General features: G+C 50.0%; 21 protein-coding genes and 1 tRNA gene. 15 read left to right on the top strand and 7 right to left on the bottom strand.

Annotation, left to right across the window (positions count from 1 at the left end):
• Window positions 1–12: 12 nt before the first annotated feature.
• Together D568_RS0109835 and D568_RS19855 are read right to left on the bottom strand one after the other, a co-directional pair.
• Window positions 13–1,578, bottom strand: a complete 1,566-nt coding sequence (locus tag D568_RS0109835; RefSeq protein WP_020209432.1) for a methyl-accepting chemotaxis protein — start codon at window positions 1,576–1,578, stop codon at window positions 13–15.
• 41 nt (window positions 1,579–1,619) lie between these two features.
• Complete coding sequence (locus D568_RS19855) at window positions 1,620–2,372, bottom strand: flagellar brake protein (protein ID WP_020209433.1); 753 nt, start codon at window positions 2,370–2,372, stop codon at window positions 1,620–1,622.
• 217 nt (window positions 2,373–2,589) lie between these two features.
• Here D568_RS19855 and ttcA point away from each other — a divergent pair, with 217 nt between their 5' ends.
• The 3 genes from ttcA to D568_RS0109855 all read left to right on the top strand — a co-directional run bounded on the left by ttcA (window position 2,590) and on the right by D568_RS0109855 (window position 7,092).
• Window positions 2,590–3,480 carry a tRNA 2-thiocytidine(32) synthetase TtcA gene (gene ttcA / locus D568_RS19860; protein ID WP_020209434.1) on the top strand — a complete coding sequence of 297 codons (891 nt, stop codon included), beginning with the start codon at window positions 2,590–2,592 and terminating at the stop codon, window positions 3,478–3,480.
• 73 nt (window positions 3,481–3,553) lie between these two features.
• On the top strand, window positions 3,554–4,633 hold the full coding sequence (gene ald, locus D568_RS0109850; RefSeq protein ID WP_020209435.1) for an alanine dehydrogenase: 1,080 nt from the start codon (window positions 3,554–3,556) through the stop codon (window positions 4,631–4,633).
• Window positions 4,634–4,659: 26 nt separating this feature from the next.
• Window positions 4,660–7,092: a putative bifunctional diguanylate cyclase/phosphodiesterase gene (locus tag D568_RS0109855; protein WP_020209436.1), complete on the top strand. Its 2,433-nt coding sequence runs from the start codon at window positions 4,660–4,662 to the stop codon at window positions 7,090–7,092.
• On the opposite strand, the gene D568_RS0109860 is transcribed toward D568_RS0109855, so the two are convergent.
• From D568_RS0109860 to flgA, 5 genes are all read right to left on the bottom strand, one after another.
• Window positions 7,089–7,799, bottom strand: a complete 711-nt coding sequence (locus D568_RS0109860; protein ID WP_020209437.1) for a 16S rRNA (uracil(1498)-N(3))-methyltransferase — start codon at window positions 7,797–7,799, stop codon at window positions 7,089–7,091. The genes D568_RS0109855 and D568_RS0109860 overlap by 4 nt on opposite strands.
• Before the next feature lie 17 nt (window positions 7,800–7,816).
• Window positions 7,817–7,893 (bottom strand) — tRNA-Arg (locus D568_RS0109865).
• A gap of 82 nt (window positions 7,894–7,975) precedes the next feature.
• Window positions 7,976–8,452 (bottom strand): flagella synthesis protein FlgN, encoded by a 477-nt coding sequence (locus tag D568_RS0109870; protein WP_020209438.1) that lies wholly within the window; start codon window positions 8,450–8,452, stop codon window positions 7,976–7,978.
• Between the two features lie 57 nt (window positions 8,453–8,509).
• Window positions 8,510–8,824 carry a flagellar biosynthesis anti-sigma factor FlgM gene (flgM, locus tag D568_RS0109875; protein ID WP_020209439.1) on the bottom strand — a complete coding sequence of 105 codons (315 nt, stop codon included), beginning with the start codon at window positions 8,822–8,824 and terminating at the stop codon, window positions 8,510–8,512.
• 139 nt (window positions 8,825–8,963) lie between these two features.
• Entirely contained in the window at window positions 8,964–9,674 is a 711-nt protein-coding gene (gene flgA / locus D568_RS19865) for a flagellar basal body P-ring formation chaperone FlgA (RefSeq protein WP_020209440.1), read from the bottom strand.
• 174 nt (window positions 9,675–9,848) lie between these two features.
• Here flgA and D568_RS0109885 point away from each other — a divergent pair, with 174 nt between their 5' ends.
• From D568_RS0109885 to flgK, 12 genes are all read left to right on the top strand, one after another.
• Window positions 9,849–10,802, top strand: a complete 954-nt coding sequence (locus D568_RS0109885) for a chemotaxis protein CheV (protein ID WP_020209441.1) — start codon at window positions 9,849–9,851, stop codon at window positions 10,800–10,802.
• 70 nt (window positions 10,803–10,872) lie between these two features.
• A complete protein-coding gene (locus tag D568_RS0109890) occupies window positions 10,873–11,733 on the top strand; it encodes a CheR family methyltransferase (protein WP_020209442.1) in 861 nt (286 codons plus the stop codon).
• Between the two features lie 196 nt (window positions 11,734–11,929).
• Window positions 11,930–12,331 carry a flagellar basal body rod protein FlgB gene (gene flgB / locus D568_RS0109895; RefSeq protein WP_020209443.1) on the top strand — a complete coding sequence of 134 codons (402 nt, stop codon included), beginning with the start codon at window positions 11,930–11,932 and terminating at the stop codon, window positions 12,329–12,331.
• 12 nt (window positions 12,332–12,343) lie between these two features.
• Window positions 12,344–12,784, top strand: coding sequence for a flagellar basal body rod protein FlgC (flgC, locus tag D568_RS0109900; protein ID WP_020209444.1), 441 nt, complete (start codon window positions 12,344–12,346; stop codon window positions 12,782–12,784).
• Window positions 12,785–12,794: 10 nt separating this feature from the next.
• Window positions 12,795–13,511, top strand: a complete 717-nt coding sequence (locus D568_RS0109905) for a flagellar hook assembly protein FlgD (protein WP_020209445.1) — start codon at window positions 12,795–12,797, stop codon at window positions 13,509–13,511.
• A gap of 41 nt (window positions 13,512–13,552) precedes the next feature.
• On the top strand, window positions 13,553–15,925 hold the full coding sequence (locus D568_RS0109910) for a flagellar hook-basal body complex protein (protein ID WP_020209446.1): 2,373 nt from the start codon (window positions 13,553–13,555) through the stop codon (window positions 15,923–15,925).
• A 252-nt stretch (window positions 15,926–16,177) separates the two neighbouring features.
• Window positions 16,178–16,921, top strand: coding sequence for a flagellar basal-body rod protein FlgF (flgF, locus tag D568_RS0109915; RefSeq protein WP_020209447.1), 744 nt, complete (start codon window positions 16,178–16,180; stop codon window positions 16,919–16,921).
• Between the two features lie 40 nt (window positions 16,922–16,961).
• A complete protein-coding gene (flgG, locus tag D568_RS0109920; RefSeq protein WP_020209448.1) occupies window positions 16,962–17,747 on the top strand; it encodes a flagellar basal-body rod protein FlgG in 786 nt (261 codons plus the stop codon).
• 16 nt (window positions 17,748–17,763) lie between these two features.
• Window positions 17,764–18,450, top strand: a complete 687-nt coding sequence (gene flgH / locus D568_RS0109925; RefSeq protein ID WP_020209449.1) for a flagellar basal body L-ring protein FlgH — start codon at window positions 17,764–17,766, stop codon at window positions 18,448–18,450.
• An 8-nt stretch (window positions 18,451–18,458) separates the two neighbouring features.
• A complete protein-coding gene (locus D568_RS0109930; protein WP_020209450.1) occupies window positions 18,459–19,559 on the top strand; it encodes a flagellar basal body P-ring protein FlgI in 1,101 nt (366 codons plus the stop codon).
• Window positions 19,559–20,458 carry a glucosaminidase domain-containing protein gene (locus tag D568_RS0109935; protein ID WP_020209451.1) on the top strand — a complete coding sequence of 300 codons (900 nt, stop codon included), beginning with the start codon at window positions 19,559–19,561 and terminating at the stop codon, window positions 20,456–20,458. The genes D568_RS0109930 and D568_RS0109935 overlap by 1 nt, the downstream gene beginning before the upstream one ends.
• 2 nt (window positions 20,459–20,460) lie before the next feature.
• The gene (gene flgK, locus D568_RS0109940) at window positions 20,461–23,175 is read left to right on the top strand and encodes a flagellar hook-associated protein FlgK (RefSeq protein ID WP_020209452.1); all 2,715 of its coding nucleotides are present in this window, start codon (window positions 20,461–20,463) and stop codon (window positions 23,173–23,175) included.
• Window positions 23,176–23,179: the final 4 nt, after the last annotated feature.

The raw sequence follows: 23,179 nt of genomic DNA on the forward strand, positions 1-23,179 counted from the left end.
TCCAGTATCGAATTACTGGAAGCGCTTAACCAATTCAAACTGATTGGACGATAAGGTGGCCACGGCCTGGTTGAGTCTGTCAGCTTCCTGAATTTGCGACTGAGCAGAGTCAGCGATCTCGGTGATGTTGCGGGTGTTTTGATCAATGTCATTGGCGCTGGCTGACTGCTCTTCTGCGGCGGCAGCGATTTGATGCGACATTTGATCAATCGTCTCTACCGCGCTGGCAATAGATTGCAGCGCCTGGGTAATTTTTTCCATTTCCGTGTTGCTGCGCTCAACATGAGATTGGCAGTCCTGCATTTGATTATCGGCTAGCGTCGTGGTTTGCGTCAGTTCGGCAATCATATTCTGAATATCTTCGGTAGACTGCTGTGTACGCTGAGCCAGGGTTCGCACTTCATCCGCCACTACGGCAAAACCACGCCCTTGTTCACCTGCCCGTGCAGCTTCAATGGCGGCGTTGAGCGCGAGAAGGTTGGTTTGTTCGGCAATGGCCCGGATAACGTCCACTACCGAGCCAATATTGCGGCTGCGTTCGATCAGGCGGTTTAGCACTTCACTCAAGCCGCCAACGGTATTGGACAAATCGCTCACCGCCGTGCCAGCGCTGACAATGACGGCTTGGCCGTTTTCTACTTCTTTGAGGGCATCGCGGGTGGCGCCTGATGTTTGTGTGGCGCCTGTGGCAACTTCTTGTACGGCAAGACTCATCTGACCCATTGCGTGAGCAACATTGGCGGTTTGCTGGCGCTGCTGATCGATATGGGAGAAGGTTTGTTTTGCCTGTTCGCGCGCGGCTTTTGCGTGTTGTGCGACATCTTTTGCAGAGGACTCAATACGTCCCATCGCGGTACGCAAACGCGCTCGCTGGGCGATAGTCGCCAATAGTATCTCGCCGATGGCGTCACAACGTCCGGTATAAATATAGGCGGCCAGCGGATCGTGATGGGCGTTGCGGGCTTGCTGTAATGGCGCTTTAAGCGCCAACCCCAGCCCCAGGTGCGCGAGGATAGACAGTACAAACGCACAAATAAGGGCCGTGACGGGTGAGGGGCCTGCCTGACTGATAAAGCCGGCTGCGGCCAATAGCACCAGCGATGCGATGAACGTCACGGCAGCGACTTGGCCACAATGCCAGAGCTTAAGCAGCGCTGAGCAGTAGGCTTTACCCTGGCGTAAACGGCGATAGCAATGTTCTGCACGGTTCACTAAAAGGGTGTCTGCGTGCACGCGCACCGACTCGTAACCGGTGGTTTTTCCGCCTTCGCCTACCGGAGTCACATAGGCGTCAACCCAGTAGTGATCGCCGTTTTTACAGCGGTTTTTTACCAGCCCCATCCAAGCATTACCTTGCTTGACGGTACTCCAAAGCATGGCAAAGGCGTCCGAGGGCATGTCGGGGTGGCGTAAAATATTGTGAGGCTGGCCGAGCAGTTCGGATTCTTCGAACCCGCTTATTTTGCAAAAGGTATCGTTGCAGTAAATGATTTTGCTGTTTAAGTCAGTGCCAGAGACGATTTCTTCGCCGGGTTTTACCGGCACCTGTCTTTGTGTAACCGGCCCGTTATTGCGCATGGTATGTCCTTAGTTTTTTTACTCAAGCGAGCTTTGTCAGTTTAAGCGGCGGACCTCCTTTGATGGTGGAGATCGGCAAGGCGTTCGAGGTGGTCGTTGAGTGCTTTTTGTGTCGCCAGAGAGATATCGGCAAATTCCACACTGACTTGAGTGTGTCGATAAGGGCTGGTGACTACTCGAGCGGATTTTACACGTCCGTGAGTGTTTATGTGTAATTGGCCAAGAGTAAATTCACACAGGGGTAAGAGCGCATCTCGTCGCAAGGCGTCTAGCTGATTACCGCGCAGTGCCAGGCGCACGCCACCGGCGGAAAGATTGATAATGTTCGCCATCTGCGGTTCGCCGCCAATACTGCGAATTTTCGCTTTCAGCGGGTCGCCCGGCAACGTGAATCGTTCCCAGCGGCGGCGGGGGCGGAAATCAATGCTGTGGGGGAGCAGGCAAGCGATTTCCCGGCGTTGATCGGCACTGTGCAATATCGGTAGGCGCAAGGTAATAATTTCGCCGTTTTGATGCTGCTCGACGACCAGCCACTCGGCGCTGCCTAGAGAAAATGGTCGCGGCGTCAGTTCGTCGAGCCAGACCAGACCGCGGACGGTATCTACCGCCAGCACCATGCTTTGATAGCTCTCACGATCACCCGGAACCTTGACCTTAATTAGCTGGCGCTTGGCGCTCCACTGCTCTAATTGTGCAAGCGCAGGTGCTGAGACGGTGTTTAGGTTTGAGGCGGATTTCGCTTCTGGCTTTTTGTCCGCAGGCTTTTTATGGAACAGTCGACTTAGTAGCGACATAGGTATCTCTCGTATCCGTAATGTTTCAATAGCAGTCACTCAGCAAGCGCCATGCCACAAGGTTAGCCCCCTATAACCCTATGAATATTGGTGCGTTAAGGGGTGGATGAGCCTGCAAACGGCAAACACATGCCGCTCGGCGGCAAAGATAATTCCATCCCTTGACCAAAATCCGTACAATGTGCGCCCGATTTAATACAGGTAAAAAGAGCACTTCATGAGCGATCAAGCAACGGAGTCAGCGACTCGAAAAGAGCGGCTGGAATTTAACAAATTGCAAAAACGCCTACGCAGGCAGGTGGGCTCGGCCATAGCCGACTTCAACATGATTGAAGAAGGCGACAAAATCATGGTCTGTTTGTCTGGCGGTAAAGACTCGTACGGAATGCTGGACATTCTAATGAGCCTGAAAAAAACAGCGCCTGTGCATTTTGACTTGGTCGCTGTGAATATGGATCAAAAGCAGCCAGGCTTTCCCGAACATGTATTGCCCGAGTACCTGGATCGCATTGGGATTGAATATCATATTGTCGAAAAAGACACCTACAGCATCGTGAAAGAGATTGTGCCAGAAGGGAAAACAACGTGCGGCCTTTGCTCACGCCTGCGGCGAGGCACGCTTTATAGCTTTGCCGATGACATTGGCGCAACGAAAATTGCACTGGGTCATCACCGAGATGACATTATTGAAACGCTCTTTTTAAATATGTTTTATGGTGGCAAGTTAAAAGCCATGCCACCTAAGCTATTGGCGGATAACGGACGTAATGTTCTCATTCGACCCATGGCTTATTGTAAAGAGAAAGACCTGGCGGCGTTTGCACAAGCTCGGGCCTTCCCAATCATTCCATGTAACTTATGTGGCTCGCAAGAAAACTTGCAGCGCCAGGCCATCAAAAAAATGCTCACTGAGTGGGAGCAGTCCCACCCAGGACGTGCTGAAACCATATTCACCGCCATCAGCAATGTAGCACCGTCTCAGTTGGCAGATCGAAACCTGTTCGACTTTGTCGGTCTGGCTCCTACAGGCGTACAAACTGAGAACCGGACTGCACCTGAAGCATCCTCTCGTTCGGGGCCTGCCTTTATTAATGCGATGGAGCTTTAACACGCGACTATACTGAGGGGTAACCATAGCTGGCAGGTAAACGCTGACGTTCCTATTGCTTCAGGAGATGCGTATGCGAATAGGTGTGCCCCTCGAAATCAAAAGTGAAGAGTATCGTGTCGCCCTGACCCCTGAGGGGGTGGCAAGCTTGGTTGCTGACGGACACCGCGTATTTGTGCAGCAGAGGGCGGGCGAGGGTAGTGGGTTCAACGATGCTCAATATTCGCAGGCCGGGGCGGTATTGGTTGCCGAAGCAGCTGAGGTTTTTGCGCAAGCGAATCTGATTGTTAAGGTAAAAGAGCCGCAACCAGAGGAATGCCGGTTATTATCGTCTTCGCATATCTTATTCACGTTTTTGCACTTGGCGGCGTTTCCCGACTTAGCTTGTGCTCTGCAAGATAGTGGTGTTACAGCCATTGGCTATGAGACCGTTACTGATGCACAAGGACGATTGCCTTTATTGACGCCAATGTCTGAAATTGCAGGCCGTTTGGCGGCGCAGGCTGGCGCTCATTATTTGCTGAAATCCCAAGGGGGGAGAGGTGTGCTACTTGGGCAGGTGGCGGGGGTGCCCGCTGCCGTGGTGACTATTATTGGTGGCGGTATTGCTGGAACTCAGGCGGCACGTGTGGCCTTGGGGATGGGGGCAAGAGTTAATATCTTGGATGTCTCTTTGGAACGTTTGCGGCTGCTGGATAATATTTTTTCTGGCGCTGTTTCTTTAGAGTTTGCCGCTCAAGACAGGGCTGCGCAGTTGGCTGCGCAAAGCGATATATGTGTGGGCGCGGTGCTTATTCCGGGGGAAAGGGCTCCTAACTTATTAACGCAAGAGCAAGTAAAACAGATGCGGCCGGGTAGTGTGTTAGTGGATGTGGCAATAGATCAAGGTGGTTGTTTTGCAACCTCCAGACCAACTACCCATACCACACCGGTATATCAAGTTTCAGGTGTGCCACACTATTGCGTGGCGAACATACCCAGCGCGGTGGCACGAACATCGACAATTGCACTGTGTCATGCGACACTGCCTCTGATAAGAATTTTGGCGCAATCGGGATTATCCAATCCCCAGCTTCAGGCGGGTCTTAATGTACAAAAGGGTGACATTGTGCACCCAAGAGTCGCTGATGCAGTTGCCCGTATTAAGGTTTAAGGCCCCACCGAGGATTGAGCACGATAATGGACGATAAGTCGCCCTCATTTTTTGAGGGTATATCATTTCAGCTAGCCAAAATCGGTATTATTCTGGCCTTTGTGGTGAGCTTTTTGATTAGCTCACTGCAGGTGTATATCGATTACACAGCGCAGTCCCGCGAGCTTGAACAGCTTATTGGTCATGTTGTAGAAGTGGCCACTCCGCCCGCAGCGAGAGCGGTGCACACACTGGATAATGATCTTGCCCTTGAGGTTGTTAATGGGCTATTGACCCACCAGTTTATTGACGAAGTCGTTATAAAAGATGAACGAGGCAATGTTCTGGCGGAAGTTCGTCGGACTGAGAGTGTTCAAAGTGGCAGCTGGTTAAGTCGAATTATCGCAGGTGAGGACTTCACCTATGCCTCGCAATTAAAAGTACCGGGTTATGGTGCCCAAGGCGCAGGTGAAATCGTCTTTCGTGTTGATAAAAGCCTCGCTTTAGCCAGTTTTTACCGCCGCTCCGAAGTTAATCTTATGGTCGGAGTGCTGCGCAACTTTTTATTCGTTGTGCTTCTGTTTATTGCCTTCTATTTCATTCTTACTAAGCCGCTCGTTCGCTTGTCTCAGGAAATTAATGATATTGATCCAGATCAGCCGGGTGTTCGACGTTTAACGCCCTTAAAAGCTCATCGCCGGGATGAACTCGGAACCGTAATCAGCAGCAGTAACCAATTACTCGATGTCATTGAGGCCTCGCTGGTAAAAAGGAGGGCTGTCGAGCTGGCGCTACGTAAAAGTGAAGAACACCTCAGGCAAATTGTTGATAGCTTGCCCGTGTTAATTGGTGCTAGAAATATTGAAGGCTACTATTTGTTTGCGAATAAAGCGTTAGCCGATACATTAGGTTATACCCCAGATCAAATGCGTAATGTTCACGTGCGCGACCTTCTTCAAAACTCCGTGCTGGATGTAGAAACGATACTCGCAAATGATTTGCGAGTTATTCGTGATGGGGAAGAGGTTGATCTTGTTGAGGAGAGCTTTATCGGCACCGATGGTATGCAGTTGTATCTGCAAACTCACATGATGCCACTCGATTATTACGACGAAAAAGTGAGTTTGGTGGTATCGGTAGATGTAACCGAGCGGAAGAATGCTCAGGCGAAAATGGAGTACATGGCTCACCATGATGCGCTGACAGGGTTGCCTAATCGGCTGCATTTGGTGGAGCGATTAGAACATGAAGCCAAAAGAGCGCAGCGCCATGGGTATTTCGGTGCCGTTCTCTTCATTGATTTGGATAAATTCAAAAATATCAATGACTCTCTCGGGCACCCGGTTGGCGATAGGATGCTGCAGGAAGTTGCTCGGCGGTTACAAACATCGGTTCGAGAGGAGGATTTAGTCGCACGCTTAAGTGGCGATGAGTTCGTGGTAGTGCTCACTGTTCTTGATCAAGATATTGATGTTGCGGCTCTTAAAGCTGGAGAGGTCAGCGAAAAAATACGCTCTTTAGTGTGCGTCCCTTATCTTCATGAAGATATGGAGTTGCGGGTCACCTGTAGCGTGGGAGTGGTCATATACCCGGATCATAATAACAGCGTGCATGAGCTGCTTCGCTATGCCGACACGGCGATGTATCAAGTGAAAGAAGCGGGCCGGGATGCAATTGAGTTTTTTAACGAAGAAATGGCTCATAAAGTGAGCCGTCAATTGGTACTTGAAGGGGATTTGCACCGTGCCTTAGAAGAGACTCAGTTCGAGCTTCATTATCAACCGAAAATCGATACGCTGAGCGGTAAGGTTGTCGGTGCTGAAGCTCTGCTTAGGTGGAAGCACCCGGAAAAGGGAAATATCTCGCCACTCGAGTTTATCCCGGTGCTGGAAACCTCAGGCCTGATTTTACAGGTAGGTCAATGGGTGATTGAGCAAGCTTGTCGTGACTTAGAGTGTTGGATTGAAAAGGGGCTGTGGCAAGAGGGAATGAAGTTAAGTATTAATATCAGCCCCAGACAATTTCGTCGTGAGCGCTTTGCCGATGATATTATCCAAATACTCGAAAGGTATCATTTACCTTTCGATGTTTTAGACATGGAAGTTACCGAGGGGATAGTCATTCAGCAAATGGATAAAACTATCGAAACCATGACTCGGTTAAAGCGCTATGGCGTGAGCTTCTCATTAGATGATTTTGGTACGGGCTATTCTTCTATCAGTTATCTCAAGCGCCTGCCGGTAACCACTCTGAAAATCGATAAAAGTTTTATTCGCGATATTATCGTCGACCACAGTGACAGAGTGCTGGTGGAAACAATCGTTACCATGGGGCGCTTATTGGACCTAGAGCTTGTCGCTGAGGGGGTTGAATTGCAAGAGCAGCTGGATATTTTAAAGGGGTATGGCTGCCACTGTTATCAGGGCTTCTTTTTTAGCCCCGCAGTAGATCGAAGGCGGTTTGAGTCTTTTTTTAGTTAACTTAGGCGCCCCAGTAAATAGGGTATGGCCGTTTCAACACGAAGTATTCTTGGGCCCAATGTCACACCCATAAAGCCTCTGTCGCAAAAGCTGTCTAACTCTTTGTCTAAAAAGCCACCTTCAGGGCCTATGGCTAAGACGGTTGGTTTTTTTGTCTGATAAGGACAGGGTTGTTGCACATAGGGGTGGGCGATCAGTTTTTGGTCAGCACCACAATATTTTACTAACTCATCCTCAATAAAAGGGCGGAAACGCTTGGCAAAGGTTATTTGCGGTAATCGAGTGTCGCAACTTTGTTCCAGCCCCAAAATTAATTCTTGGGTTAATTTCTCTTCGCTGAGCTGCGGTGATTGCCAATAGCTTTTCTCAACCTTTGCACTTTGCAGCAATACAATATCTTTAATGCCCAGTGCGGCCATATTTTGCAGGCTGCGTTTTAACATGGGGGGGCGGGGTAAGCCTAGAATTACGCGAATGTGAGATGCAGGAGGCGGTGACTGATTTAATGTGAGTTCCAGTCGAATGCTGTGGGGGGTAATGTCCGTGATGAGCCCGGTGCCCATCTCTCCATCCAGCAAGCCAATCTTTAACGTATCACCCAGGCTGGCTTTTTGAATCTGTGTGATGTGCTCAAAACGCCGCGCATCGGTAATTTCAGCAATATTGTTTTCGCTGAGATCGGAGGGGAATAAGATAATTAAGTTCATCGGAGAGCCTTATAAAATGGCGCCCCGGAGACGATTTGAACGTCCGACCTGCCGCTTAGGAGGCGGCTGCTCTATCCTGCTGAGCTACCGGGGCATGCCCTTTTGTCTGTGTAGAGCAAAGGGCGGGGCGGTATTGTAAAAAAAAACACCTTCTAAAGCTATGCCCCGGCTATTCGTTAAGCTTCGGTCACTGTGTTAGATAATGAGTTGTTGGTGGTGTTGCCCTTAGCGTTATACAGCTCGCCAGACTCCGGCTTACCCTTAATAAGGTTAACCAGGCGTTTCAAGGTTTGCTGCGAGCGGCCAATTAGCTTGCCATTTATCTCGTTACGCTCTTTACAGCGGGCCAAGATGCGCTGGAAGTCTTCCCACGCTGGGATTAACGGTTTTAATTGAGGGTTTGAGTTCATATAGCTCAACCAGCCGTCACTATCGCCGTTTAGAGACAGGCTTTGGAGTAGTGCGGAGCGTTCGCTGCTGTGGGCTTCAAGTACGCTGATATGTTCACTTTTAGCGTTCACCAAATCAGCCAGTGCCTGAGAGTCTCGCTGTTTCAGAGTTTCGGACTCTTGTTCCAGTAGCTGCAATAATTGCTCTGCGGCCTGTTGGTCGCGCGTGATCATTTGCTGAACAAGCTGAGGGTTGACTGACATAAGTTATACCTTTGGAAAGACTGAGGCGGTTGGGGGTACCTCAGCCAGTTGGGGGCTTTAACCGAGAAGGTCCTCTTGCGCTAACATGTTTTCGGCTAAACGCTCGGGGTTTATTTCGAAACGGCCTTCGGCAATAGCTTGTTTAATCGCCGATACACGATCACTGTTGATTTCTGGTGCAGCGCCAATGGCTGCTTCAAGCTTGTTCAGGCCTTGAGCCTCTGAGCTAAGTACCACGCTTTCTGAACTCCCTTCAGGGCTGTGAGTTTTGCTGTTGTTAGAATCGGTGCGCCCAGGCGTATTACTCGCTCCGTTACCTCTTTGGGTGAAGGTATTGCCTGGTTTAAAGGTGTTGTTTGTATCTATAGCCATAACTATCCCAACCTTGCTTTAGTTAAATAACTCATGTCTCAGAACGTAAGATGTAAATCTCGCTTATCCGCTATCGGCGGTGCTCATTATAACTTTAGAGGGATTAACCACTTTTTTGTGGGTTAGGTCTCAAAGTCACCTAAAAATTAGCGGTTACCCGTCCATCAGCCACAATGTGACCGCGCACTATCCGTTCTGAGCCAAGGTTTCGCACCCGAATTTGTTCTCCGATTCGACCGCTGGAAAGAGCTTCCGCTTGAGTGGCCACGCTAATGGCACCGCTGTTCGACTCAAGTGTGATCACTTCACCGCGATTAATTGCTATGGGTTCTTCCAAAAGTCCCGAACGCAATGGTTCTCCGGCATCAACCGGACGTCTTAACTGTTTGCCAATCACTCTTTGGGGGTCGGTAAAGTAGCCTGACCTAAGTGAAGATGTAGACATCAAAACAGAAGAGATATCCCTCGCTTCAACTTTCTGATGGCGGTTCATTCCAGATCGGGTGACAAGAATTTGACGGTAAATCTCTACCTGAGCCCCCAGATAAATTTTCCAAGGAGACGGACCTTCGCAGCGAGCCAGTACTCGGACTGCCCCCCCGTCTCCCGTGAGGTCCCTTACATCAAAGAGAACAGGAGTGGGGCAGGCTGCTAATCTTAAGCGCTTATCCAGTGGAGAGACGCTGATTTCTACTTTTTCAGAGTGTTCACCGTATAGATTCTGTAAATGTTTATTTACATTGTCGATTAATGCGCCTAAGTTGTGATGATTCGCAGCAAGTACTTCATGAGGAAGCCCTGCTAGAAGAGGAAGTAGCGTTAACGCATAAATATACCGTGCCAGCGTCATAGTGTCCTATCCTAAAGATAAGGTGGGTGCATGTTGTGACTAAACTCTGTCAAATTTCAGCCGATAACTTGGCAACGGTTTAAATTAGCAAGGTTTGTGCCTTCTTGAGGCACAACGGTAAAGAAACACCATAATAAAGGGCAGAGCCCTAAAAAGGGTACTAAAGAGGTTTATATGGCTGGCGTTTTGGATAGTGTGAATCAAAGAACTCAACTGGTTGGGCAGAACCGGCTGGAGCTTTTACTGTTTCGGCTGGCTGGTCAGCAGCTCTACGGCATTAATGTATTTAAAGTTAAAGAGGTGCTTCAGTGTCCCAAACTGAATGAAATTCCAGGACGCAGTGGTGTCGTGCGTGGGGTTGCGCACATACGTGGGGGCACTATTCCCATATTGGACATGAACTTGGCCATTGGTCGGCGGCCCCTGGAAGATATTGAAAACTGTTTTGTCATTATCACCGAATATAACCGTACCTCTCAGGGATTTTTAGTGCGTGCGGTAGAGCGTATTGTGAATATGAATTGGGGGGATATCCATCCGCCGCCACAGGGAGCCGGGAAAGAGCATTACCTCACAGCGGTAACCGAAGTAGAGGACAAGTTAGTAGAAATAGTGGATGTCGAAAAGATTCTGGCCGAGGTTTCCCCTATCAGCGAGACAATCAGTGCCGGTGTTGTTGAGGATGGCTTAAGTGAGCGGGTGGTGAAGAAGCAAGTGTTGATCGTGGACGATTCCACCATCGCCAGAAAGCAGATTCAGCGTGTTGTTGAATCCATGGGCATAGCGACAACCGTCAAAAAAGATGGGCGGGAGGCGATCGAATACCTTGATTCTTTGCTCGAAGATGGCAAAGACCCTTTAAATGAATTGATTATGATTATCTCTGATATCGAAATGCCAGAGATGGATGGTTACACCTTTACCGCCGAGGTGCGCGGCAACCCCAAATTAAAAGATATGTTCATTATTCTTCACACCTCACTGAGCGGGGTGTTTAATGCCGCGATGGTGAAAAAGGTAGGGGCCGATGATTTTCTGGCGAAATTTCACCCTGATGAGCTAGCAAAACGGGTGAATGATCGTGTTCTGGCTATTACGGGTGAAGATCTTTTATCAGAAAGTGATTAAAATCAATAGAGTAGGTAGCTTAGTTAATCTAGTTTATCTAGAAGACATCCGGTTTTAGACAGGGTTTTTTATGTGCAGCCAGTTTAGAGGCTCCGATTCTCAAATGGAGCAGGTGGAGTTTGACCATTTCCGTCAATTTTTACAGGATGCCTGTGGGATAGCGCTGGGGGAAAACAAACAGTATTTAGTGACCAACCGGGTGCGTCGCTTGCTCGAAGAGCATGGCCTTCACAGTTTCAGCGATTTAATTACAGAGCTCAAGCGCAGCTCGAACCGCGGTCTGCGAGATCAAGTTATTGATGTAATGACTACCAATGAGACATTCTGGTTTCGAGACACTTACCCGTTTGAGCACCTCAAAAACAAACTTTTTCCAGAGATGATGGCACCGGCAAATCGTATGTTTGGCCCTGTACGTATATGGTCTGCCGCTTGCTCTTCTGGGCAGGAACCCTACTCATTAAGTATGGCCGTTGAGGAGTATAAGCGTAAAGCTATGGGCACTTTGGGCAGGCCGGTTCAAATTATAGCAACGGATTTATCATCCATTGTTTTACAGCAGGCACGTTTAGGTGAATACGATCGGCTGTCGGTCATGCGAGGGTTGTCGCCAGAGCGTAGGGATATGTTTTTTGATGCAGTTGATGGGAATCGTTGGCGGGTTAAACCCATTCTGCGGGATAAGGTGGAATTCAGGGCGCTCAATTTGCTTGATTCCTATTCTGCTCTTGGTCGTTTTGATGTGGTTTTTTGCCGTAACGTTCTCATTTATTTCAACGCCGAGCTGAAAGCCAAAATTCTTCAGAAAATTCACGCCAGCCTTAAGCCGGGTGGAGTGTTGTTCTTAGGGTCTTCTGAAGGGGTGGGGCAGTTGGGCCATCTGTTCGAGATGGTGCGTTGTGAGCCAGGTATACTCTATCGCGCACTTTGATTTTCCTTTCTTTTTTGCCTGATCTTCTAAGCGGCAAATGTTTTCCGCTTTTTCTTGAGCATTCGCTGTACCTCCTGAATTTTATTGGCGCTACTTTTAAATAGTTCAATAAAAACAATAAGATAGGTTTATTTTTTGTTGCTGGCACAGCATGTGCAATAGGTTTGTCAGAACTTATTTTTGTACAGGTGCGGCAATGGCAATTTCATTTCAGCAGGCCTTAGGGATCCACGAACCGGCATTAGCCCTCAGAGCGCGTCGCGCTGAAGTGTTGGCAAATAATTTAGCCAATGCCGATACCCCCGGATTTAAGGCCCGTGATTTCGACTTTAACTCGGTATTGGCCGAGCATACGGGTAGCGCTCGTAGTGTGTCCATGGCGAAAACTGCTCAAGGCCACCTTCAGGTAACGAATGGCTCACCGTCATCGCAGCACCTCATGTATCGCACCCCACAACAGCCATCCATTGACGGTAATAGCGTCGAAGATCAGGTCGAGCACGCCGAGTTTATGAAAAACGCATTGGATTTTCAGGCCAGCTTTATGATGTTGAACAAAAAATTCAAAGGGCTAAGCAAAGCCCTCACCGGCCAATAACAGGAGCTTCTTATGTCACTCGCTAATATTTTTGATGTGGCCGGCACCGGCATGAATGCACAGAGCCTACGACTAAACACGACGGCCAGTAATCTTGCTAATGCGCAGTCTGCGGCCTCAAGTGCCGGAGAGGTATATCGCTCACGCCAACCAGTGTTTGCCGCCTTGGCTCGCGATGCAATGAGCGAAGGGCTTGCGATAGACGGGGCTGACCAGCGCGCCAGCGCTGGTGTGCAGGTAATGGGCATCGTTGAAAGTGATGCGCCTTATGAGCAGCGCTACGAACCCAATCACCCTTTGGCGGATGAAGACGGCTATGTGTTCTACCCCAACGTCAATGTGGTGGAAGAAATGACCAATATGATTTCAGCCTCGCGCTCGTTCCAAGTGAACGTAGAGGTAATGAACGCCGCACGGCAAATGGCGCAACGCGTTCTGACCATGGGGCAGTGAGGGCAGGTAAATGACCACAGTCAATAATGAAGGCAGTGCAGCGGCTAATATTCTTAGCAACTTGAGCATCAAAGAAAAAGAGCCCGAAACGAAAACAAATGAGTTGGGGCAGTCCGCATTTCTGGAGCTGATGATTACCCAGATGAATAATCAGGATCCTTTGAGTCCTCAAGAAAATACGGAGTTTATTGCTCAGTTAGCGCAATTTAGCTCTGTGGAAGGCTTAGAGAAGTTGAACAGCCAGTTCGAGACCTTCAGCGGCAGCTTTATGTCTAACCAGGCCTTGCAGGCTTCAAGCTTGGTGGGTACGTCGGTCTCTGTGCCGACCGATACCACTCAATTAATGCCGGGCGGTATCGTAGCGGGTTCGGTGGATCTGGAGCAATCCACTTCCGATATGCGGATCAGCATCTACGACGAAGGTGGTTCACTGATGGGGCAGGTACCTTTGGGGTCGCAACCATCCGGTGAGCTGGTCTTTCGTTGGGACGGCCAATACATGGAAGTTAACGGCGAACTTCTGGATTGGAGTATGGGGGAAGAACCTGTTGCGGCAGGGGATTACCGCTTTGAAGTTAACGCAAATGTGGATGGCCAAACAGAACAACTGGCTACGTCATTAAGTGCCAATGTCAACAGTGTCACTCTTGGTACTAACGGTGAAATTATTCTCAATCTGGCTGGTGTCGGTGCCGTTGATATCGGTCAGGTAACGCAATTTAACTAAAACAACCTGTGGTGTGTTCCTAATTCAGGAGAAGCAAAACCATGTCATTTAATACAGCGCTAAGCGGCATTCGTGCCGCCAATACAGACTTAGAGGTCACGGGCAATAATATTGCGAACGCTAGTACCACGGGGTTTAAAACTTCCCGAGTTGAATTTGGCGATGTTTATGCGAGTTCGCTGCTCGGCAGTTCGTCCAATACTCCGGGTGCAGGGGTTACTGTTCAGAATATTCGTCAACAGTTCAGTCAGGGTAATCTGAATTTTACCAACAATCAGCTGGATTTGGCGGTAAATGGCGGCGGCTTTTTTGTGGTTGATAACGCAGGTGACCAGCTTTATACCCGTGCGGGTGCGTTTGGTCTCGACCAAAATGGTTATGTGGTAACCAATACCGGGTATAACTTACAAGGTTATGCCGCTGACGCTGATGGTAATATCAGTGGCATTCTGAGCGACCTTCAGGTTGATGTAAGCACTCAGGCGCCACGTCAAACCACAGGCGTTGAGGCTTCATTTAACTTAAATGCCAATCAGCAGGTGCTGGAGTCAATAGGTTTATCGTTTGATACCGATGGCCCCGCGATTGGTGTGTCTCAGCTCGGTTTGAGAGATGATAAAACCACGTCGTTCCCGGTGGCTGATACGACAAGTTTTACTTATCCAGTGACTTTTGGTGCTACGGATACTTTTGATATAACGCTCGCAGATTCTGTACCTTCGTCCACGAATGGAACCGTAACAGTAAATCTTGATGGGCAAACAGTAGATAACGATCAAGAGTTAGTCGACGCCATTAATAATGCTATTTTTTCAAGTGGCTCGGTCAATGTTCAGGCGGTACTCAACGGTACAAACATAGAGATTCAAGATATATCGGAAGGGGTTGCAAGTACGGTCACCGTTGCCAGTAGCAGTGGCAGTTTCAGCTCTGGTGATTCTTCGACAGGCGGTGTGCCGGGGCAGCCGGCCGCCGATAACGGGTATCTGTCACAGCAGTTAGAAATTACAGGTCCAGATGGGGCTACCGTTACATTTACATCAGAGGAGGGGGCCTCGGCTGCACAAATTGCATCAGAGCTAAATGCGTTGCCAGGTGTGACTGCAACGGCTACGACTCAGGCGGTAGTGCAACAAACGGGCTTTAATAATGCTAATGGCAACCTACAACTTAACGGGGTTGAGCTAAGCTCTCAAACGTTGGCTGAACTTGCTAACGAGATTAATGAGCTTTCAACGTCCACTTTGCCAGGCGTAACTGCTGAGGTAAATACCGCAGGAAATCTGGTTTTAACCTCGTCGGTAGGAACCGACCTGAAATTCAGTTTTAATTACGACTTTGTGGCTCCTGCCGCCGAAAGCATAACGGTAGAGGGGAGTGATGGGGCTGGTTCATCTCAAACACTATCTGCCCCCGTTGCCCCTGATTTCGATGAGCAAACCATCGTGGTGGGCGGCCAGATATCCGTGTTGATGGATGGCGGATACGAAATTACCGGTAGCACTCCGGCTATTGGCAACCTGTTTTCACCGTTTGCCCCCAGCTCATTTACCGAGGTGCCGGTGAACCAGTTTGATCCGAATGATCAGGCCACCTACAACCACGCCACCTCCAATACAATCTTTGACAGCATGGGTAACCCCCATGTGATGACGCAGTACTTTGTAAAACAACCTTATGATCCAGCCGATGCCAGTACATCCCCTAATCACTGGGTGATGTACGTGCAGGTTGATGGCCAGGAGGTTGGCGACCCTGATCCAACCCTGCCGCCGCCAGAAAATACCTTGCCAACACGGGCCTCGTTTAACGTCCATTTCAATCAGGACGGTTCGCTGAACGAATCCTTGACCGACAGTATGTTGATTTCAAACTGGACGCCGGTGGACGAAGAGGGTAATGAAGTCGGTGCTTTTGGCCCGCTGAATGTATTGCAGGGGGGAACCATTCCTGTCGCCGAGCCCCCTGCAAGCTCTAACTTTGTCATTGATCTTACAGGTTCAACTCAGTTCGGTGCCGAGTTTGCGGTAGAGCAGTTGGATCAGAACGGCTATACCACCGGCCGGTTGTCTGGCTTGGATGTGAGTGATTCGGGTGTTATCTTTGCGCGATTCACTAACGGCGAAGCGCAGGTGCTGGGCCAGGTCGCGCTGGCGAACTTCAACAATGTTGAAGCGCTTAAGCCAGTAGGCGATACCATGTGGGCGCAAAGTGCCGATACCGGTGAGGCCATTATCGGTACACCGGGTTCGGCCTCACTGGGAAGCATTAACTCCGGTGCGCTGGAAGAATCCAATGTCGATTTGTCCTCGCAGCTGGTGAACCTGATCATTGCTCAGCGCAACTTCCAGGCGAGTGCAAAAACCATCGAAACAGCCAACCAAACGACCCAGACAATTATTAACCTGCGGTAATGTTTATAAAGCGGCAATAGGGCGGAAGCCCTTTGCCGCTGCTTCTACTTTTGCGTTTATTTCCCTTTCTCTCGGTGGGCCATTGCGCCATGCGGGGCAAATCTTCTTCTCAGTTTTTTCTCTGTAAGTCTTTGAATTACCTGAATTAAAAATAATTGTTCACGCATCTTTTGCCGCTGGCATAGGGTTTGCTGTAGTGGGGTTAGAACAACCTTTTACAGCAAAAGCGACAAAAAACCAGCGGAGTCAACCATGGACAAAGCGCTCTACATTGCCATGACCGGGGCCAAGCACAACATGAAAGCCCAGGCTAATCACGCCAACAATATGGCCAATGTAAACACCACAGGCTTTCGTGCCGACTTTGCTCAGGCGCGCTCGATGTCAGTGTATTACGGCGATGGCCACCCCACCCGTGCCTACGCATTGAGTGAATCCCCCGCAACGGATTTTGACCATGGACCGATACAGCAAACCGGTCGAGATTTGGATGTTGCTATCAATGGCGATGGCTTTTTAGCCGTGCAAAGTCCCGACGGTGGTGAGGCCTATACCCGCGCGGGTGATTTACAGCTGGATGCCAATGGCTTACTGCGTACCGGAAATGGTTTGCTGGTGATGGGAAATAACGGCCCGATTGCGCTGCCGCCTATCGAAAAAGTCGCTATCGGAGATGACGGCACGATTTCCATTGTGGCGCAGGGCGAAGGGCCTGAAACCCTGGTTGAAGTTGATCGTTTAAAACTGGTGAACCCGGACCCAGCGCAAATGGAAAAATCCGCTGACGGTTTATTTCGCCATACCGACATCCCGGTGTTGGTTGCGGACGCGGATGTGCAGGTCATCAGCGGCGCTGTTGAAGGCAGCAATGTAAACGCGGTGGAAGCGTTTACCGAAATTTTAAGTTTGTCCCGTCAGTACGAGCTTCAGGTAAAGCTGATGAAGACAGTCCAAGAACAATCTGAAAGTTCAGCGCGCTTGCTGCAAGTGTCCTAAGCGCCAAACGAATAACTCGGTACAGAACGAGGTTTACACCATGCACGCAGCACTTTATGTCAGTAAAACAGGCTTAACGGCGCAAGACAAACAGTTGACCACCATCTCCAATAACCTGGCGAATGTGGGCACTGTGGGGTTTAAGCGCGACCGAGTCACCTTTGAAGATCTGCTGTATCAAACTCAGCGTCAGCCGGGTGCGCAGGCGAATCAGGATAACCAGTTACCCTCAGGTTTACAGCTTGGTACCGGGGTAAGAGTAGTGGGTACTCAAAAGCAATTTACCGAGGGCAGTTTGCAAGTTACGGATCAAGCGCTCGATGTGGCGATTAACGGTCGTGGCTTTTTACAAGTGCTAAGACCCGACGGCACCATTGCGTACACCCGCAATGGACAGCTGCAAATAAACGGCGAAGGTCAGTTGGTGAATGCCGATGGCTTGCTGTTAGATCCTGCGATTAATGTGCCGGAAAACACCAGCAAAATCACCATCAGTAATGACGGCGTCGTCAGTGCTTTTATTGAGGGTGAAGTTGAGCCCCAGCAGTTGGGCGATATCCTGTTGGCCGATTTTGTTAACCCAGCGGGTTTGCAGGCGATTGGTGGCAACTTGTTTTTAGAAAGTGTTGCCAGCGGTAACCCGTTGATCGGTGCGCCGGCCGAAAATGGCATGGGCAGTATTCAGCAGGGCATGCTGGAAAACTCCAACGTTGAGATTGTGCAGGAAATGGTGGATATGATTACCACCCAGCGCGCTTATGAATTGAACTCAAAGGTGGTGTCTACCGCAGATCAAATGCTGCAATACATCACGCAAACGCTTTAAAGTTTGAGGCTTAGCCATGTTTGAGCGAACAATAACCCGGTTCAGTATGATCGTTGCAGCGCTGCTTATCTCGGCCTGTGCCACTGGCCCACGGCCTACACCGGGTGATCCGTACTACGCGCCCACGGTTTCGTCTCAGGCGAAAGAGCCTACGAGCACCAACGGCTCTCTGTACCAGCCCACTCAGGGTATGAGTTTGTTCACCGATACCAAAGCACGCAATGTGGGCGACATCATTACCATTATGTTGAGTGAACGTACGGTATCCAGCAAAAGCTCTGGCGTAAACGTCAGTAAAGAGAGTTCTACCAGCCTGCCCGCTGGTACCATCTTCGGTATGACTCCCACGCTGAATGGCTCACCTTTCGATACCAATATTAATCAGGACCGCGATTTTGCCGGTGATGCCGGTGCCGATCAAAGCAATAGTTTAACCGGCAGTATCGCTGTGACAGTGGCGGATGTTCTGCCCAACGGCAACCTCATAGTGCGTGGCGAAAAATGGATGACTCTTAATCGCGGCGATGAGTTTATTCGCATCAGCGGCATACTGCGCCCTGAAGATATTTCGCCACAAAACACCGTTTCTTCAACGCGCCTCGCCAATGCTCAAATTTCTTACAGTGGCACCGGTGAGCTGGCTAACTCACAAAATATGGGTTGGTTGTCTAAGTTCTTTAACAGCGGTTACTGGCCTTTCTAGGAAATACAATGAAAACATTAATTGCGATTTTCTGTGTGTGTTTACTGCCGTTAAGTGCCACTGCTGAGCGCATTAAAGACATTGCCTCCGTTGCCGGGGTGCGAAGCAACCAGCTGATTGGCTATGGCTTGGTGGTCGGTTTGGACGGCACGGGCGATCAAACCACACAGAGTCCTTTCACGACTCAGTCGTTTAACAATATGTTGAAGCAGTTCGGTATTACCATTCCCGAGGGTACCCGAATGCAAATGAAAAACGTGGCAGCCGTAATGATTCAAGCGGATTTGCCGCCGTTTTCTAAGCCTGGCCAAAAGCTGGACGTGACGGTATCTTCTATCAGTAACGCGAAAAGCCTACGCGGCGGCAGCTTGTTGATGTCGGAGTTAAAGGGCGTTGATGGCAATACTTACGCGATTGCCCAGGGCAGTTTAGTCGTGGGTGGTTTTGGTGCTGAAGGTGCGGATGGCTCCAGTATTACCGTAAATGTTCCGAGTGTTGGGCGCATTCCTGGCGGTGCGCTGGTGGAGCGCGTTGTGCCAAATAACTTTGCTGCGGGCCAGCCCATTGTATTTAATTTACATCAGCCAGATTTTACCACCGCTAATCGTCTTGCTCGCGCCGTTAACGACATGCTTGGCCCCGAAGTCGCTAAACCCATGGATGCGGTGTCGGTACGAGTCAATGCCCCGGTGGACCCTGCGCAGCGCGTGGACTTTCTCGCCTTATTAGAAAACATCGAGGTCACACCCGGTGAAGAACCTGCCCGCGTAGTGATCAACTCACGCACCGGTACCATCGTCGTGGGGCAACATGTTCGGGTTTCTCCGGTTGCCATTACTCATGGGCGATTAACCGTATCCATTTCGGAAGATTACGAGGTCAGCCAGCCTGGGCCGTTCACCCGCGGCGCGGATACGGTGGTTACGCCTAACTCGGCCGTAGACATCGAAGAAGAAGTGAATCCTATGTTTAAGTTTGCGCCGGGCGCGACCTTAGAAGACATTGTAAAAAGCGTAAATAACGTCGGCGCATCGCCTGCTGATTTAATGGCAATACTCGAAGCGCTAAAACAATCCGGTGCGTTAAAAGCGGACTTGATGGTGATTTAATGAAAAGCATCAGCAGCGGTCTTATTGAACAAAACGCGCAAGATACTTTTTTTAACAGCTCGGGCCTGGATGCTGTGCGCAAAATGGGGCGTGATGATAACCCTCAGGCTCTCAAGGCCGTGGCGCAGCAATTTGAGGCGATGTTTGTGCAGCAGATGTTTAAAAGCATGCGCGCTGCCAGTGAAGCTTTTTCAGAAGACAATTTTCTTAATTCGTCAGAAAGTCAGTTTTATCAGCAGATGCTGGATCAGCAGCTGTCTCTCGAACTGACAAAAGGCCGAGGTATGGGGCTCGCCGATGCGCTTTATAAACAGTTGCAGCAAAGCTATGGCGAACAAGATCGCTCCGTATCAGAAGCAGCGGCGGGCAATATAAAACGCACTGATAACGTGCTGGCTCAGCCGATTGCCGCAAACCCGCCCGAAGGTTCGGCCCAGAGTTTTGTTGAAAGCATTAAGCCTTATGCAAACTGGGCGGCGGAGGTTCTGGGTGTGGATGCGAAAGCGCTTATGGCTCAGGCGGCACTGGAAACAGGTTGGGGCAAGCACGTTTTGCAAGACGAGCAGGGCAACAGCTCGTTTAACTTATTTAATATCAAAGCCAGTCGCGGTTGGAGTGGAGATGTTGTCACGCATGACACCACAGAGTACGAAGGCAATAACGCCTACACCGAAAATGCCGCGTTTCGCCGCTACAACTCGTTGTTTGAAAGCTTTTCAGATTATGTCGATTTAATGCGTAAACCGCGTTATCAAGACGCCTTGGCGGTAGGAGAGGATGGTGCTCAATTCGCCGAGCAGTTACAGCGCGCGGGCTATGCCACAGACCCTGATTACGCCAAAAAAATACAATCCATTATGCAGCGTTTAGACGTGGCCAGCGCCACTAACGAGGGTTAATTATGGGCGGCTTATTGTCGAACGCCATTTCTGGTTTGCAGGCGAGTCAAAACGCACTGCGCACAGCCGGACATAATATATCCAATGCCAATACTGCCGGGTTTAGTCGTCAGGAAGTGACCAACTCTACCCGTCCAGAGCAGTCTGTCGGTAACGCCGGCTATATCGGTAGCGGTGTCAATACCACCTCCATTGAACGAGTGGTGGATCAATTTATTAATAGCCAGCTGCGTATGGACACCTCAGCCTATAATCAACTGGCAGCCTATAACCTGAATATCGGCAAAATTGACAGTCTGTTCGCAGATGGCAGCACAGGGCTTTCCAATGCGCTGCAAAATTTCTTTTCCGCGGTACAGAATGCGGCGGACGAACCCTCGTCTACACCCGCAAGGCAGTTGTTTGTGGATCAGGCAGAGAGCTTATCGCTGCGCTTCAACCAATTATTTGGCCGCCTGCAATCACTGCAACAAGATGTGAATAGTGAGTTGAATACGGTAACGGATCAAATTACCACTCTCGCACAATCGATTGCTGACCTTAATCAAAAAATTAGCCAAGCGGGTGGTTCAGCGAACGGCCCTAATGACCTGCTGGATAAGCGCGATGAAGCCTTGCGTCAATTGTCTGAATTGGTTTCTGTACAGTCGGTAGATGCCGGTGGTGGGCAGATAAACGTTTATATTGGCAGTGGCCAATCTCTGGTTGTCGGGACGAATGTGGGCAGCTTTTCGGTAGATCGTACTGGGCAAATTCAGCTGCGTAACGGGTCGCAAAGTGCCAATGTGACTAATCAAATCAGCGGCGGCAAGCTCGGTGGTTTATTAAATTTTCGCAACGACGTGCTAGAGCCGTCTATGAACGATTTGGGGCGTGTGGCGATTGCTCTGGCGGATGAATTCAATCGCTTGCAAGCCCAGGGTCTGGATTTAGACGGTGAATACGGTGCGAATCTTTTTGTGGATATTAATGATCCAGCGCTGATGCAAAACCGTGTTGTTCATGGGGATAACCCCCCGCCGTCTGATCGGCAAATCTCCGTAACCATTGACGATGTGAGCCAGTTAAGCACCAGTGATTACGAGTTAAAAATGCCCGCAGGTTCAAGCAATTATGTGGTAACTCGTAAAAGTGATAACGAAGTTGTGGCTCAAGGTTTGTTGCCGGGTAATTTTCCTTTTGAAATCAGTTTTGACGGCGTGACGGTAAACTTAGAGGCGGGTAGCTTTCAAGGTGGCGACACCTTTACCATTCAACCTACTCGAAACGGCGCGCGAGATATAGAAACACTGTTATCCCGCCCTGAAGATCTGGCGCTTGCCTCACCGATTCGCACCGGTACTTCCTCCGGTAATACCGGCAGTGGTGTGATAAGTGCGGGTGACTTATTGCAGGTGACGAATGCCAACGGCGAAACCCTGCCAATGTTCAGCAATGCCGGGGCGTTAAACCCTCCGTTGGTGATCAAGTTTACCTCGCCAACAACCTTTGATGTGTTGGACAACTCGGACCCCAACAACCCGGTGCCGCTCAACCCGCCAATGAGCAATCTGGAGTTTACCCCGAATGTCGACAATCCGGTTTTTGGGACTGACCCTGGTTCGACCTTGGTGGTGGGGAATGGTACTGCTACAGGCCTCGGAAGCCGCCAGCCGGCTACGCTCGCGCCCGCTGATCCGGCACAGGCGAATAACTATCCGGCGGAGCGTTATACCTTCAGCTACACAGATCCAACCACTGGCGTGCAGCAAGAGCAGGTTGTGTTAACTACCCCTAATGCATCAGCCCAGCAAACGGCGGCAATGTTGAGCTCTGTGGCTGGCGTGGAGGCTAACGCTCATACTACTGCGACCATCGGAAATCTGAGCACTCCTTTTACGGACCCTTTGCAAATTACTCTTAATGGTCAAAACTTGATCGAGCAGGAGGCGGGTATGCTGGCCACTGGTGTACCAAACCCAGATAGCGATCCTGCGGGTTTTTACGAATATATGGCTGAGCAGATCAATGCGAACCCAACGCTGATAGCGCAAGGGGCGTATGCGAAGGTTACGGCTGACGCTTCGGGTGAACCTCAACTCTTTATAAGTGTAGCCAGTGGTGCAGACGTAGACATACGCTTCGAAAGTGCTGCCAATACTGTATCGGTCTCTGATGGTGTCGGTGGTGCCTTAGAAACTCTGACAGGTGGGGGCGCTAATGCCATTACCGTTGGTGGTCGTATCGATATCACCATGGCAGAAGGGGTTGAGCTAGACACCATTCCAGGCAACAGCCGCTTGCTGGGCGATAGCACGGCTGCCGATTTTGCCCAATCGAATTATCTGGGGTTTCAGGTAAGCATTAAAGGTCAGCCGGAATCGGGCGATACATTCACTATCGACTTTAACAGCGATGCCAGTAACGATAACCGCAATGGTCTTAAGTTCGCCGCCCTTGAAACGCTGGGAACCATGGGTGATGACTCATTAAGTTTTGCGCAGGCCTACGGACGCCTGGTTGAGGATATAGGCACAAAAAGTAATTTGTCGAACACCAACACCGAGGCCAGCAAAAGCCTGCTGGAGCAAACACAGGCGTTACGCGATAGCGTCTCTGGGGTTAACCTGGATGAAGAGGCGGCAAATTTGATTAAGTTTGAACAAGCCTACGGGGCGAATGCCCGGGTGATCTCCGTTGCCCGTGAACTGTTTGATACGCTGTTAAATGCTGTTTAACCGA

It is taken from the genome of Gilvimarinus chinensis DSM 19667 (assembly GCF_000377745.1).
GTDB lineage: Bacteria > Pseudomonadota > Gammaproteobacteria > Pseudomonadales > Cellvibrionaceae > Gilvimarinus > Gilvimarinus chinensis.